Here is a 14,463-nt window from a genome sequence, read left to right as displayed (position 1 = left end):
CTCTACCCTCCCATTTCACCCAACTGAAACAATGTAATTGCCGTAACAATAACAGCTGCTGTTTCAGTCCTTAATATCCTGGGCCCAAGCCCTGCCGAAATAAAGTCGTTATCTATAGCTTTATCTATCTCCTCTTTTGAGAAACCGCCTTCAGGTCCAACAACCAAAAATATTGCCCCTCCACTAAAACTAGAATATACCTGTTCAAGGCTGTTTTGACTTTCATGCTCATTAAAGATAATCTTTTTTCCCACAGAGTTGATTTGAGAATATTTTTGCAGCATCTCAGTAAAACCCAGAGGTGTTCTAACCTCTGGTATCATTTGCCTATTAGACTGTTCTGAAGCATTTTTTAGTATTTTTTCCCAGCGAGAGAGCTTTTTATTTAATTCTTTTTCTGATTTGTGATGCACAACTGTATTTTCACTGTAGAAAGGTTGGATTGCCCTCACACCTAATTCTGTTGTTTTTTGTAAGATAAGTTCCCATTTGTCTTTTTTGCACATTCCTTGGGCCAAAATTATATCAACTTCAGGCTCTCTATTCTCTTCTATATTTTTAGTTAAACTTATTTTTATCATTTTGTTATCCAAATTCTCGATCACACCGAAGTATTCCTTACCAGACCCGTCCAAAACAATTATGTCATCTCCAACTTTTCCTCGTAAAACATTCTTTACATAATGAGCATCTTCTTTATCTCCAACAGCAGTACTACTTTCAAAGCAATCAGGAGACAAGAACAGTCTAGTAATTGGATCTATGCTTTTTTTAGAAGTAACGTTAACCACTCCTTTTTAACTACTTCATCTATCACCGAAAAACCACTTTTTGTTGCTTCACCAACTATATCTTCTCGCCTTGAGTCGATAATACCAGACACAATAAGGTGACCCTCAGATAAGATAGATGAATAAATTTTATCAAATAAGTTTAATAAAATCTTTGTATGTAAGTTAGCTACAACCAGGTTAACCTCGGGATATTTTACTTTCGTTACATCGCATTTTTTGGCTTCGATTCTGTCATAAACTTCATTAAGTTCAGCATTATTTTGAGTAACTTTATATGCCTCGGGTGCTATATCATAAGCATAAGCTTTCCTAGCACCTAGTTTGGCAGCTGCTATCGATAGTATTCCAGAACCCGACCCAAGGTCTAGTACTGTTTCTCCAGGAGTAAGACAGGACTGTATAAATTTCAAACATGCTTCAGTAGTAGGATGAAGCCCTGTACCAAAAGCCATTTCGGGATTTAACTCTATTACTATCTTATCCTCTGATTTAGAAGGGATTTCTTCCCAGGTAGGCTTTATAACTACCGATCCAATAATTTTAGGCTTGAAGAAGCTTTTCCAGCTCTCAAGCCAGTTATTTTCGTCTAAGAACTTTATTATTATGTCATTTTCGCCTATCTGAAATCCATACTTATTTAACTTTAATATACGAGTTCTTAATTCATCTAGTTTATTTTCCAAAAAAGTATCATAGGGAAGATAGCTTTTTATCAAGATGGGTTCAGAAAAGACATCCTTCCCCATCGACTCGCTATCTTCCCTTATAACAACTCCATTTATTCCGTATTGATATAAGATATTATTTACAGCTTCTTCTGCCATTCTATTTGTTTTAATTGTTAGCTCTGCCCATTTTTTATCATTACTCATGACTATTTACCCTATCCTTTTCCACCAAAAGTATCCCTTACTCTTCCAATGAAAGATTTGTCATCAGGGATCTCTTCCCCCATACTCTTTGCAAAATCCTTCAAAATGTTCTTTTGTTCTGCATTTAGTTTTTTGGGCACTTCAACATTGATCTTAACATACTGATGTCCCCTGCCTCTTCTTGTAGGAACACCTTGGTTTTTCAATTTAAAAGTCGCACCATTACCCGTACCTTCAGGTACTTTTAACTTGGCTTTTCCTTCTAAAGTAGGAACCTCAATTTCTCCACCTATAGCTGCCAAAGGAAAGCTTATATTTGCCTCATAGTATATATCATTACCTTCTCTTTCAAAGTATTCATGAGGTTTTACACTAATCTCTACATATAAGTCTCCTGGTGGCCCGCCTCTGCTACCTGCCTGGCCTTCTCCTGCAACTCTTAACCTATTACCTTCGTCTACTCCTTCAGGAATGTTTAGTTTAACCTTTCTCCTTCTAACTACCTTTCCTTCACCATGACATTCTGGGCACTTGTCTTTAATAATTTTTCCATCGCCACCACAGGCGTTACAAGGCGAAACATTTACAAACTGTCCAAGGGGAGTTTGCTTGGCTTGACGAATCTCTCCCCTTCCTTCACAGGTAGGACAGGTTTCAGGTGATGTTCCAGGTTTAGCACCCGAACCTTCACATTTTTCACAGCTTTCTGTCCTAGGAATTTCTGCTTCCTTTTCTGCCCCAAAAACTGCCTCTTCGAATTCTAGCTCTAATCTATAGAGAAGGTCCGACCCTCTCCTGGGTCTTTGTCTTCTGGAACCACCACCAGAAAAACCGCCTCCAAAAAAAGCATCGAATATATCTTCAAAACCGCCAAAACCACCGAAGTCACCAAAATCCTGACCGCCAAATCCTCCATGCTGCGCATCCTCATCTACACCAGCATGGCCAAACTGGTCGTATCTTTGCCTCTTTTTATCATCACCTAAAACTTCATAAGCTTTCTGTATCTCTTTAAACTTTTTTTCCGCTTCTTCATTGTCAGGATTTACATCGGGGTGGTATTTGCGGGCCAGCTTACGATATGCTTTTTTTATCTCATCCTGGGATGCATCCCTTGAAACCCCCAGAATTTCGTATAGATCGCGCTGTGTCATGGCCTAACACCACCCTCCAAAAAATTTATCTTTATTCACTCTTACTATCTCCTTTTTTATCATCTTCCTCGTCCTCATCTACTACTTCATAATCTGCGTTCATTACATTTTCATCTTCTCCGGAGCCTTCTGGGCCAGCTCCTGCATCTCCTGCCACATCACCAGTCTCTGCCTGCTCCTGATATAACTGCTGGCTTAACTCGTGGAAATGATTTGTAAGTTCTTCTTTGGCACTGTTTATTTTTTCTAGATCTGGCTCTTCTTCGCCTATAACATCTCTAACTTTTTGCACAGCATCTTCCACTTCTTTTTTCTTGTTCTCATCAATCTTTCCTTCAAGGTCTTTTAAGGTCTTCTCAGTACTGTATGCAAGGGTTTCTGCTTCATTTTTGGCTTCAGCTAACTCCCTCTTCTTCTTGTCCTCTTCTGCATGTTTTTCTGCTTCTTTTACCATTTCTTCGATGTCATCTTCTTCTAGGCCACTTGTAGCTTCAACTGTAATCTTTTGCTCTTTTCCGGTTCCTTTGTCTTTTGCACTTACATTAAGAATTCCATTGGCATCAATATCAAAGGTAACCTCAATCTGAGGCACTCCTCTTGGTGCTGGCGGAATACCATCTAAGATAAACCTACCAAGAGATTTATTATATTGAGCCATTTCACGTTCTCCCTGCAGGACGTGTATCTCAACACTTGTCTGGTTATCTGCTGCAGTACTGAATGTTTTCGCCTTGCTAGTAGGAATAGTAGTGTTTCTCTCTATTAACTTGGTAAATACTCCTCCTAAGGTCTCTATTCCAAGAGATAGCGGAGTTACATCTAGAAGCAGCACATCTTTAACGTCTCCACTTAGAACTCCTGCCTGAATAGCTGCCCCTCTTGCAACAACTTCGTCAGGGTTAATACCTTTATGAGGATCTTTGCCGATGTATTCCTTTATAGCATTTTGAACTGCAGGAATCCTGGTTGATCCTCCAACCAAAATCACTCTATCAATACTTTCTGGCTTTAGCCCGGCATCCTTCATAGCCTGACGGGTTGGCTCCATAGTTTTCTCAATCAAGTCACTTGTTAGTTCATCAAATTTAGCCCTTGTTATTTCCTTATTTAGGTGCTTAGGACCTTCATTTGTAGCCGTTATAAATGGCAGGTTTATAGTTGTCTGGGTAACACTTGACAGTTCGACTTTTGCCTGCTCAGCAGCTTCTTTTAATCTCTGAAGGCTCATTTTGTCTTCTCTTAAGTCTATTCCATTTTCCTTCTTAAATTCATCAGCTAGATAATCAATTATCTTTTGGTCAAAATCATCTCCACCTAGCTTGTTGTTTCCACTGGTAGCTTTAACTTCAAACACACCGTCGCCTAGCTCCAAGATGGATACGTCAAAAGTACCTCCACCAAGGTCAAATACCAGAATTGTCTGGTCTTCATCTTCTTTATCAAGTCCATAGGCAAGTGCTGCTGCAGTTGGCTCGTTAATAATCCTTTCAACTTCTAGGCCGGCAATCCTTCCAGCATCTTTTGTAGCCTGGCGCTGACTATCAGAAAAATATGCCGGTACTGTGATAACAGCTTTTTTGACTTCATCTCCTAAGTAGCTTTCTGCATCCTGCTTTATCTTTTGAAGGATAAAAGCACTAATCTCCTGTGGAGTATACTCTTTGTCTCCAATTTTCTCTTTGTGGTCAGTACCCATATGTCTTTTTATAGAAGCAATTGTTCTATCTGGACTTGTTATAGCCTGCCTTTTGGCTACCTCACCAACAAATCTTTCCCCTTCATCAGAAAAACCTACTACAGACGGAGTTGTTCTATTACCTTCTGCATTAGGTATTATGGCTGATTCTCCACCTTCCATAACTGCAAAGCAGGAGTTGGTTGTTCCAAGATCAATTCCAATAGTCTTACTCATGTTTACTACCCCCTCATTCCTTTGTTTATTAATTTTTTATTTTGAAACTTTAACCATGCTAGCTCTTAGAAGCTTATCATGTAATAGATAACCCTTTTGCAGTTCTTCAACCACAGTATTTTTTGAGTGCTCTTCACTCTCAACCATCATAACTGCCTCATGATAATTAGGGTCAAATTTCTCTCCTTCAGCTTCAATCTTCTCTAATCCATTTTGCTCTAAGGTCTCCACTAACTGATCATAAATCATTTTTACACCCTGATAAAAACCTTCATTCTCTTCAGTCTTTTCTTCATTTTCTTCAATATTAGATAAAGCCCTTTCAAAGTTATCAAGGACAGGCAATATCCCTTTCATCACATCTTCTGCGCCATATTTTTTATCTTTTTCCCTTTCTGTTGACATTCTTTTTTTATAATTATCAAATTCGGCTTGCAGTCGCTGCAATCTTTCAAAATACTCCTGTTTTTCTTTTATAAGCTTTTCCTGTTCTTCATAAGATAAAAGTCCTTCTTCAATTTCTTCTGCCTCTAATTCTTCTAGTTCTTCCACTTCTTGTTCTTCTTTTTCATAATCCTCGCTAACTTCATTCTCTTTCTCTTTCTCTTTATCATTCTTGGTACCTTTATCAACATTCATAAAGGCTCTCACCTCTTTTTCTTCTTTTTAATTTAGTAATTTTGATTACTCACCCTGATGTTTTAATGCCAAACCTAATTCCTTAGCAATTTGTGTAACAATGGCAATAACTTCTGAATAGTTCATCCGTTTTGGTCCTAGAACTCCTATAGTACCTACACTTTTGCCGTGAACTTCATAGCTTGCCGTAATCAAGCTGCAATCTTTAACCTCTTCCACAGGGTTTTCCCTACCAATCCTTACAACTATATCATCAAAGTCAGACATTAGGTCAATCAGAATTTCTTCTCTTTCAAAAATTGATAAGATTTTACGGACTTTTTCCATATCTTTAAATTCTGGTTGATCCAAAATATTAGTCCTACCGTCAAGGACAATATTACCTTTTAGTCTTTGGCTTCCTGATAACATATTTAATGCTTCATCCAAAATACCAGCTTTTCTAACGACTTCTGATCTCAACTCACTTAGAAAGAGGTCCCTGTTTATTTCATCTATTGTCAGTCCCTTTAGCCTTTTGTTTAGATATTCTACTACTCTTTCTACTTCTTCCACATTTAGTTCTTCAGGTAGATCAATAGTTTTGTCTTCTATCAACCCCATATCTGTTACTACAACCATCAGTGCTTTATTGTCTTTTAGCGGTATAAACCTCATCTGGTTAAAAGAACTTTTTGTCACCTGTGGTCCAAACACTAGAGAAGTATAATTGGTTATTTCAGATAGTATTTGTGCAGTTAGGCGTATTATCTCCTCAATACCCTGTGCTTTTTCCTCTTTTAGTCTGTTAATTAAATACTTTCTTCCTTGTTTTCTAAGTTCTAAAAACCTCCTTGATTTAACTAGTTCATCAACAAAGAATCTGTAGCCGGTTTCGCTAGGCACCCGTCCTGCCGAAGTATGGGGTTGAGCCAAAAACCCCATCTCTTCTAAGTCAGCCATTTCGTTCCTTATAGTTGCAGGACTTATCCCAAAGTTATAAAGGCGCGAAAGCGACCTTGAACCAACAGGCTCAGCGTAGCGAATATAATAGGTAATAATAGCCTCCAAAATTCTCTTTTTCCTTTCGGGTAGTTCCATATCCATCACCCCTGTTAGCACTCTTTTGTTATGAGTGCTAATGCTTACCTATAAAATTATCACTACCAAATTTATTTGTCAAGGTTAGTTAAAAACTCCACAAATACCCTGTTTGATAGCATATAACCTGTATTAGTGAGTTTTATCCTATTTTTATTTTTTTTAATTAATCCCCTTTCTTGTAAATCATCAATTTCATTTTGATAAAATTTGTATACATCCAAATTAAATTTTTCCCCTATCTCCTTCAAATCTATACCTTCAACTAACCTTAATCCCAACATAAATTCTTCAAAGAGAGCTTCATAACAATCAATTTGTGTTTTATCTTCTGTGAGATAGTCGATATTATTGCTGTCTAATTTGGTTTTCTTGCTTTTTTTATAATATTCACCTAGATCATCGGGGTTTTTCCACCGTATAGAATTCCAAAAACTATGAGCACCAGGCCCAAGGCCTAAATAGTTATCCCTTTGCCAGTAGATCAAATTGTGACTTGACTTTTTGCCAGGCAGTGCAAAATTAGAAATTTCGTAGTGGATGTAACCATTATTAGTTAAAGTTTCTCTGGCCTGATAGTACATTTCATTCTGCAGGTTATCTGAGGGCAAATTATTTATCTTGTTATCTTCGATCTGCTTATATAATTCTGTCCCCTCTTCTAGGGTAAGACCATAGATAGATATGTGTGACGGTGAAAGACCAGTTAATCTATACAAATCTTTATTTAAATCCTCAAGTGTTTGTTCTGGTATACCATAAATCAAGTCAACATTAACATTTCCAAAATATTTGGTTATAAGTTCATAAGTCGTCAAAAAATCCTGATATGTATGAATTCTACTAATAAGCTTAAGCAAACTCTCTTTAGTAGTCTGCAAACCAAGGCTTATTCTATTAACATAATCCTTTATTAGCTTTACCTTATCTTCATCAATGGTAAGAGGGTTAACTTCTATTGTTATTTCCGCTTCACTAGATATGTTAACATTTTCAAAGATTATATTTAGTAAGTGCTCAAGATCGTTAACCTCTAAAGAAGTAGGTGTCCCCCCTCCAATATAGAGAGAATCAAACAGAGATATGCCGTTTAGGTTTTTCTTATGAAAATCAACTTCATATTTCAGTCCTTCTAGATATTTTAAAACATCTTCTTTTTTTATTTTTTGGCTTACAAAATCACAGTAATTACATTTTGACACACAAAAAGGCACATGTACATAAAGCCCTTTCTGCATCTTTATATTCTGCATAGTATAACCTCATTAGATTTTTATATGTTTTTAGGCACCTGCCTGCAGCAGGCGATTCTGGTGCAAAAAGTCATATGAACAATGTTTTGTTTTTAATTGCAATACATCTTGATGAGAAAGCAGGAAAAATAAGGTCTAATGATAGGAGGTCATTAGCTAATTGAACTCAGGACGAGTTTTTTAATTAGGAAACCTTATTTCGACTGGTGGCGAATCTTAGATGTATCAATTAAAAACACTATACTTTTGTGAATAGACTTTTTGCACCAGAATCACTTTTTATCTTTATCATCAATACTAAGCACCGCCATAAACGCTTCTTGAGGGATGTCCACTTTGCCAATTTGTTTCATCTTCTTCTTACCTTTCTTCTGTTTATCTAACAATTTTCTCTTCCTACTTACGTCACCACCATAACATTTTGCAAGGACGTCCTTTTTCAGCGCTTTTACCGTCTCCCTGGCTATAACTTTGTTATCTATGGCAGCCTGTATGGGGACATCAATCATCTGCCTTGGAATAAGTTTTCTTAACTCTTCTGCCATCTGCCGTCCTCGCTGGTCTGCTTTGTCACGATGGACTATAAAGGATAATGCATCCACTGCCTCTTTATTAACCAAAATATCTACCCTTACAAGATCAGCCTCTTTATACCCTGTAAATTCATATTCAAAGGATGCATATCCTCTAGTTTTGCTCTTAAGCAGGTCAAAAAAGTCAAATACTATCTCCGCAAGGGGAAGTTCATAAATAAGTAATACCCTGTTTGTATCAAGATACTCCATACTTTTATAAATGCCCCGCCGCTCCTGACATAGCTCCATAACAGGACCCACGAAGTCATGAGGAACCATAAAATTAGCCTTAACATAAGGCTCGGCTATTCTTTCTATTTCATCATTTGTAGGAAGATTAGATGGGTTATCTACATTAATCTCTTCACCATCTTTTTTAATTATATTATAAACAACATTTGGCGCAGTTGTTATTAGACTTAATCCGTATTCTCTTTCAAGCCTTTCCTGAATAATCTCCATGTGCAAAAGCCCCAAAAAACCACAACGAAAGCCAAATCCAAGAGCTGCAGAACTTTCAGGCTCATAATGTAAAGAAGCATCATTTAATTTTAACTTGTCTAACGCATCCCTTAATTTATCATATTCTTCACCATCTGCCGGGAAAAGACCGCAAAATACCATCGGCGTAATGGTTTTATAACCTGGCAAAGGTTCTGGCGCCGGGTTCGTAGCAGATGTAATAGTATCTCCAACCCTAGTATCCTTGACTTCCTTAACATTTGCTGCCATAAAACCAACTTCTCCTGCATGTAGCTCATCAACCGGTTTTGGGTCAGGGTTTAGTATACCAAGCTCTGACACTTCAAATTCTTTTCCAACAGCCATAGTTTTTATCTTCATTTTAGGAGTTATTTTACCCTCAACAACTTTTATAAAAGAAATTACTCCTCTATAGGTATCATAATATGAATCAAATATCAGTGCTCTTAAGGGCTTTTTGGTCTCCCCCTCAGGTGAAGGGATTCTTTTTACCACGGCCTCTAGAACTTCCTCTATACCAATTCCGTCTTTAGCAGAAGTATGTATAGCCTCATCACTATCTATACCAAGGATTTCTTCTAGCTCTTCATTTATTCTATCAAGATCGGCATTTGGAAGATCTATTTTGTTAATCACAGGTATAATCTCTAAATCATGCTCAATAGCTAAATATACATTGGCAAGGGTCTGAGCCTCAATACCTTGCGCCGCATCAATAATTAATAATACCCCTTCACACGCTGCAAGGCTTCTAGAAACTTCATAGTTAAAATCGACATGACCAGGTGTATCAATCATATTTAGAGCATACTCTTGTCCATCTTTTTTACTTTTATAATTAATTTTAACTGACTGCAATTTAATGGTAATACCACGTTCTCTTTCAAGCTCCATCTTATCTAAATACTGTTCTTGCATTTCTCTTTTTTCCAAAGTCCCGGTATACTCTAACAACCTATCCGCCAGAGTGGATTTTCCATGGTCTATATGGGCAATTATAGAAAAGTTTCTGATTAATTCTTGCTTCATTCTTGAATCTGCCTCCTTTTAGTCTTCACAATATTATAACACCTGCATTATGGAGGAGCAAGGCAACTAATTAGAGTCCGTTATTTCCAAATAAACATTTTTAATCGCCTTAGAAAGATAGGGGATAGATCTTTTAGCTTCTTCTATAGAATTCTCATGTCCCCCAACTTCAATTAGAACTGAATGAGGATGGAGTTCCTGATTATAAGAAAATCTCCTGGTCTTAACACCTCTTGATAGTTCAGGCCTTATCTCTTCTAAGTTTTCTTTTATATTATTTGCAAAACCATAATTTCTTTTCCAATCAGGGTGATTATCTCTAGAACCTACAAGAAACAGGATTTTCCCAAATTCTTCACCATCTATTTCAGCCGTTGTCATCTCTCTTCTTACTCCATCCCGGTGTAGATCAATAACCATCTGAATTTCAGTGTTTTCTTCTAATATCCTTTCTACAGTTTCTAAACTTCTCACATAACTTTCATGCCTTGTTGGCAAATCATGAACATCTGTATTATGAATAGTCTCAAGTCCAAAAGACTCAAGTCTACTTACTAATTTTTCTCCAACTTTTACTATTGATTCTTCCGGGTTCTCGGAAAAAGCATTCCCTGATGTTGGGACAAAACTCTCCGTTGTATGACTATGATAGATTAAAACTTTTGGTTCATCCGTTTCTACTCCTTCTATTTCGGGTGCATCTAGATCAAACTCCGCCTCTAGTTCACCATTATCAATTGTTTCATCTATTTCACTGATCGTATTCTCATATCCTCGCTGCTCGACATTTTGAGTAACTTCGGAAGGTTCTTTATAGTCTGTTTCTAATTCATCATTGTTCACCATAGCTAACACTTCTGTGTGATTTTGCTGTAAGGGGATATATTGAGCAGTAAAAAAAGACGTAGGATCAGTTCTATCAACAGGATATATTATAGCCATAAAACCTTCTATGATATCAATCGGATTGTTAAAAATTGTCTTTCCGTTTTTCAACTCAAGTCCAGGAAGGGCTTGTGTAATTAAAATTTTGGAATATGGCTGTAATATGCTTTGAACAGAGCTGTGGGCTGTGAAAGTATTTAAAATCAAAAAATTCAGCTTGATGACAAACAAAAAAACAAATATAACCATAATAATAACGCTTCTATAATAAAATAATTTATTTCTCAAAAAAAATCACCTCCCATTTCTTTTATTATATATATGTTTTAAATATATATATGTTAAAAATGGGAGGTATGCCAGAAAAGTTATAAATATTTATGAGAACCTTCTTCGGAAACTCTGGGGTGGACAGCAGCATTTATCGATCCTGCTAAAACTTCAGAAATATCATCGGCAAAAGAATCAACTTCCTTTGGGGTAACCATAAGTTTATTACTAGCTCCACCATAAGGACTTAATGTTTCATTAATTAACCTAAATTTGTTATAATCCGTATTTTGATTTTGTTGATTATTACTCGACCCGTCAAATTTACTTAAAACATCACTCACTATCGTTACTGCATCAACCACTGTAGGTACGCCCATCGCTATTACAGGAACTCCCATTGTCTGTTCATTAATTCCCATTCTTTTGTTGCCCACTCCAGAACCGGGAGATATTCCATTATCAGCAATTTGTACGGTTGTATTTAATCTATCCAAATTCCTGGCAGATAGAGCGTCAATAGCAAGTATCATTGAGGGTTTTAACTGCTCTACTACCCCTTTTATTATTTCCGCTGTTTCCATCCCCGTTATTCCCATCACACCAGGCGCCATCCCGGCCATTGATCTAAATCCAGGACCCAATCTGTCAGGAACTAATTGTAATAAGTGCCTTGTGATAACCAGATCTTCAACTACTTTTGGCCCTATTGAGTCAGGTGTCACGTTCCAGTTGCCAAGCCCAACCACCAAAAGCTCCATCTGATCATTAAAACCTGCTAGCTCTTTAAGTTCTCTTGCTACAATTTCTGTAACCCTATCCTGAAGCTCAGTATCTTTATCTCTTAACCCGGCAGCTTCAATATTCACATAATTCCCCATCGCTTTATTCATTGCTTTTTCGGCTGCTGGGGTCTTTATGCTTACTCTTGATATTGTTACTCCTTCTTCTTCACTTGTAGTTGTCTCAACTCCACTCATCTCATCTCTTGGTGTTGCCTCTAATAACTCTTTCACTTCTACTGCTTCAATGGCCAAGTCAGTATTAAAAGATTGCTCTGTATCCATTTTATCCCTACCTTCTTTACTTTTTTCTTAGCTTTTACTTCTGTATCTAACTTATGCAAAAACCACCCCTTGATTTTAATATTTTTATATGATAAGATATCTTTGCTTTTTTATGCGCAGATCCATATAAAAATAGGAGGTGATACAGTGCCAAACACAAAAGGAGCTAAGAAAAGAGTAAAAGTTATAGAAACGAAAACTCAGAGAAATCGCATGATTAAATCCAGAGTAAAAACTGCAATCAAAAAGTTCGAAAGCTCTCTAGAAAACAATAATATAGAAGAAGCAAAAGAAAACTATAAAAAAGTCTCTGAAATATTTGATAAAGCTGTAAATAAGGGTGTTTACCACAGAAATAAAGCAGACAGACAAAAATCAAAACTAGCAAGAAGACTAAATAAACATATAGAACAAGAACAAACGGGCTAAATAAAAATCTACTCTTAACGAGTAGATTTTTATTTTTTAATTACCACTTTTTCTAATATATATTTTTGATCAAATGTCCCTGAGGTTTTCAAGGTATAATCCAATTCCCCAAGTTCAATCATCTTGCTATTAAGCTCTTCTAAACTAAATTTTTTTGATTGTATCATTAACTTTTGGGCAACAAAACCTGGAACTTTAAGTTTTTTTGATATTTCTGCCTGGGAGCACCCATCTTGTACTAACATTTTCGCTTTGTTCAAAAGCCTAAACTGCCTACACACCATAAAGTATACCCTTGGTACAGGTTCTAATAGCAAAAGATCATTTAGTTGTTTCAAAGCCGGTTCAATATCATTATCACCTAGCTTGTCAACAAATTTAAATATATTTGACTCGACAGTTGATGAAACATATTTTTCTACAGTGTCTTTTGTGATCACAGTATCTTCTTCTGCTACAGCCGATAGTTTGTTAAGCTCTTGTTCTATTACCCCCAAATTACCATTTGTATTTTGGATAAGTAAGTTCACTGCATCCTTTTTAAAGCTTAACCCTAATGATGATATCTTCTCTCTTACAATACTTTCGACCTCATAGGATCTTGGGTTATTTAACTCAATAACTTCTCCACTTTTTTTTATTTTTTTAAACAACCGAGAACGCTTATCCACCTTGTCGACAACAAATAAAATAATATTAGTAGAGATAGGATTGTCCATATAACTCTCTAAGTATTTTAAAACCCTTTCTTCACATTTACCTCCAAAAAAAGGAGCTTTTTCAATTAAAATTAAACGTCTATCTCCCAAAAAAGGAGATCTTTCAATAATATCCTGCAGGGTATCCAAATCATCTTTTTCACCATCTACTCTATCAAAGTTTAAATTTTCGTCCGAGTTAACAAGAACTTCTTTTTTTAAATTTTTTATGTATTCACTTTTTCTAAAACTATCTTCGCCATGCAGCAAATAAAGAGAAGTTGTCATTTCTTTTCACCTCTTGCAAGCAGCACCCCTCTCACAAGCCCATAGCATCCGCTTAACATCATATCGCCATGGGGAACTGCCAAGTAACCAAAATCAGCAGCCATATTTCTTTTAGGTCCTGTGACAGCAGTAAAGTCCCAGGAAAATTCTTTGGCTTCCTCTAATATTTTACATCCATGTCCTTTTTCATCAAAAACTTGTTCATTTGTGAGTTCAGCTTTTTTAAACTTCTCCAAATATCCATACAAAGTTTCGGCAGAAAGTGCGCCCGTATGATGTTCAAAGACTCCATAAACCTTACCCCTATGTATTAGAAAAGCAATTGTATGCTGATTACCCACGTTAACTAAAAGACAGCCTCTTTCATTATACTTTTTCTCTACTTTTTCATCTTCTAAAGCTCCAAGTATTGCTGCTGATCCCGTATCCATAAAAGCCCCTTGACCTAGATAATTTTTGACAGCAAGCATTCTTGTAAAGTAATCAGGAATTTCGTTCTCATAGACTAAATTCAATATATCTCCACCATCGTCAAGAAACTTTTCCCAGTGTCTAAACCTAAAACGACGGTTACTCTCATCAGGTGAATAACCATGGTCTTGTAAAGCTATAGCATAATTAGCCGGAACATCTAGACCAAAATGAGCTAAGGCTTTTGAAAGATTTTCTGTGTCAACATCTTTGAGCTCTATAGGCAAAGCATCTTTTGGAGGATCTTCTGTGATAATTATGCCTTGCTCTTTTACCCTATCAAGATTATCCTTAAACGTATAAGCAGCTTCTTTTGTAGAATATACTTTAAGCCCTTTATGCAAATGCTCTTTAACAGCTTTGGTCGATGCGCCTCCACCCATCACTTTTCCGTGTAAAAAAATATCCTTACCATCAGCAGCTGCTTCATTTATTTCCCTAGATATTATCTGGGTCTGTGAAGGGAGGATTAGTTTAACATTGTTTTCCATTTCCTTTGAAGGATCATAAATCAATATGTCTTGTGTGCCGCTACCCACATCTATTGCTAGAATATGTTCCATG

Annotated in this window: 13 protein-coding genes; 1 reads left to right on the top strand and 12 read right to left on the bottom strand. The window is 36.6% G+C overall.

Translation table 11 applies throughout. From position 1 onward, the window contains the following. Positions 1–2: 2 nt before the first annotated feature. The 10 genes from ACONDI_RS03125 to gpr all read right to left on the bottom strand — a co-directional run bounded on the left by ACONDI_RS03125 (position 3) and on the right by gpr (position 12,013). A complete protein-coding gene (locus tag ACONDI_RS03125) occupies positions 3–791 on the bottom strand; it encodes a 16S rRNA (uracil(1498)-N(3))-methyltransferase (RefSeq protein WP_241080031.1) in 789 nt (262 codons plus the stop codon). Continuing rightward, the gene (gene prmA / locus ACONDI_RS03120) at positions 761–1,666 is read right to left on the bottom strand and encodes a 50S ribosomal protein L11 methyltransferase (protein ID WP_241080030.1); all 906 of its coding nucleotides are present in this window, start codon (positions 1,664–1,666) and stop codon (positions 761–763) included. Before prmA ends, ACONDI_RS03125 begins: the two co-directional genes overlap by 31 nt. Positions 1,667–1,677: 11 nt before the next feature. Further along, positions 1,678–2,820: a molecular chaperone DnaJ gene (gene dnaJ / locus ACONDI_RS03115; RefSeq protein WP_241080029.1), complete on the bottom strand. Its 1,143-nt coding sequence runs from the start codon at positions 2,818–2,820 to the stop codon at positions 1,678–1,680. A gap of 31 nt (positions 2,821–2,851) precedes the next feature. Then, complete coding sequence (gene dnaK / locus ACONDI_RS03110; protein ID WP_241080028.1) at positions 2,852–4,732, bottom strand: molecular chaperone DnaK; 1,881 nt, start codon at positions 4,730–4,732, stop codon at positions 2,852–2,854. 36 nt (positions 4,733–4,768) lie between these two features. Beyond that, a complete protein-coding gene (gene grpE / locus ACONDI_RS03105) occupies positions 4,769–5,371 on the bottom strand; it encodes a nucleotide exchange factor GrpE (protein ID WP_241080027.1) in 603 nt (200 codons plus the stop codon). A gap of 45 nt (positions 5,372–5,416) precedes the next feature. Beyond that, positions 5,417–6,451 (bottom strand): heat-inducible transcriptional repressor HrcA, encoded by a 1,035-nt coding sequence (gene hrcA, locus ACONDI_RS03100; protein ID WP_241080026.1) that lies wholly within the window; start codon positions 6,449–6,451, stop codon positions 5,417–5,419. 71 nt (positions 6,452–6,522) lie between these two features. Further along, positions 6,523–7,704, bottom strand: coding sequence for a radical SAM family heme chaperone HemW (hemW, locus tag ACONDI_RS03095; RefSeq protein WP_241080025.1), 1,182 nt, complete (start codon positions 7,702–7,704; stop codon positions 6,523–6,525). Positions 7,705–7,976: 272 nt separating this feature from the next. Continuing rightward, positions 7,977–9,791, bottom strand: a complete 1,815-nt coding sequence (gene lepA, locus ACONDI_RS03090) for a translation elongation factor 4 (protein WP_241080024.1) — start codon at positions 9,789–9,791, stop codon at positions 7,977–7,979. A gap of 66 nt (positions 9,792–9,857) precedes the next feature. Then, entirely contained in the window at positions 9,858–10,964 is a 1,107-nt protein-coding gene (spoIIP, locus tag ACONDI_RS03085; protein ID WP_241080023.1) for a stage II sporulation protein P, read from the bottom strand. An 80-nt stretch (positions 10,965–11,044) separates the two neighbouring features. Further along, positions 11,045–12,013: a GPR endopeptidase gene (gpr, locus tag ACONDI_RS03080; RefSeq protein ID WP_241080022.1), complete on the bottom strand. Its 969-nt coding sequence runs from the start codon at positions 12,011–12,013 to the stop codon at positions 11,045–11,047. A gap of 147 nt (positions 12,014–12,160) precedes the next feature. On the opposite strand from gpr, the gene rpsT reads away from it, so the two are divergent. Then, the gene (gene rpsT / locus ACONDI_RS03075; RefSeq protein WP_241080021.1) at positions 12,161–12,442 is read left to right on the top strand and encodes a 30S ribosomal protein S20; all 282 of its coding nucleotides are present in this window, start codon (positions 12,161–12,163) and stop codon (positions 12,440–12,442) included. A gap of 29 nt (positions 12,443–12,471) precedes the next feature. Here the strand turns inward: rpsT and holA are convergent, their stop codons facing one another. Then, positions 12,472–13,428 (bottom strand): DNA polymerase III subunit delta, encoded by a 957-nt coding sequence (holA, locus tag ACONDI_RS03070; protein ID WP_241080020.1) that lies wholly within the window; start codon positions 13,426–13,428, stop codon positions 12,472–12,474. After that, entirely contained in the window at positions 13,425–14,462 is a 1,038-nt protein-coding gene (locus ACONDI_RS03065; RefSeq protein ID WP_241080019.1) for a DUF1786 domain-containing protein, read from the bottom strand. Before ACONDI_RS03065 ends, holA begins: the two co-directional genes overlap by 4 nt. Position 14,463: the final 1 nt, after the last annotated feature.

The organism is Natranaerofaba carboxydovora (genome assembly GCF_022539405.1).
In the GTDB taxonomy this organism is placed as follows: domain Bacteria; phylum Bacillota; class Natranaerobiia; order Natranaerobiales; family Natranaerofabaceae; genus Natranaerofaba; species Natranaerofaba carboxydovora.
Note: the sequence above shows the minus strand (reverse complement) of the source record. Positions and strands in the feature narration are given on the sequence as shown.

What these genes read in the sequence shown, in the direction of transcription:
- prmA (WP_241080030.1), bottom strand. Translation starts at nt 1,666, where the DNA reads ATGAGTAATGATAAAAAATGGGCAGAGCTAACAATTAAAACAAATAGA.
- dnaJ (WP_241080029.1), bottom strand. Translation starts at nt 2,820, where the DNA reads ATGACACAGCGCGATCTATACGAAATTCTGGGGGTTTCAAGGGATGCA.
- dnaK (WP_241080028.1), bottom strand. Translation starts at nt 4,732, where the DNA reads ATGAGTAAGACTATTGGAATTGATCTTGGAACAACCAACTCCTGCTTT.
- grpE (WP_241080027.1), bottom strand. Translation starts at nt 5,371, where the DNA reads ATGAATGTTGATAAAGGTACCAAGAATGATAAAGAGAAAGAGAAAGAG.
- hrcA (WP_241080026.1), bottom strand. Translation starts at nt 6,451, where the DNA reads ATGGAACTACCCGAAAGGAAAAAGAGAATTTTGGAGGCTATTATTACC.
- hemW (WP_241080025.1), bottom strand. Translation starts at nt 7,704, where the DNA reads ATGCAGAATATAAAGATGCAGAAAGGGCTTTATGTACATGTGCCTTTT.
- lepA (WP_241080024.1), bottom strand. Translation starts at nt 9,791, where the DNA reads ATGAAGCAAGAATTAATCAGAAACTTTTCTATAATTGCCCATATAGAC.
- gpr (WP_241080022.1), bottom strand. Translation starts at nt 12,013, where the DNA reads ATGGATACAGAGCAATCTTTTAATACTGACTTGGCCATTGAAGCAGTA.
- holA (WP_241080020.1), bottom strand. Translation starts at nt 13,428, where the DNA reads ATGACAACTTCTCTTTATTTGCTGCATGGCGAAGATAGTTTTAGAAAA.
- ACONDI_RS03065 (WP_241080019.1), bottom strand. Translation starts at nt 14,462, where the DNA reads ATGGAACATATTCTAGCAATAGATGTGGGTAGCGGCACACAAGACATA.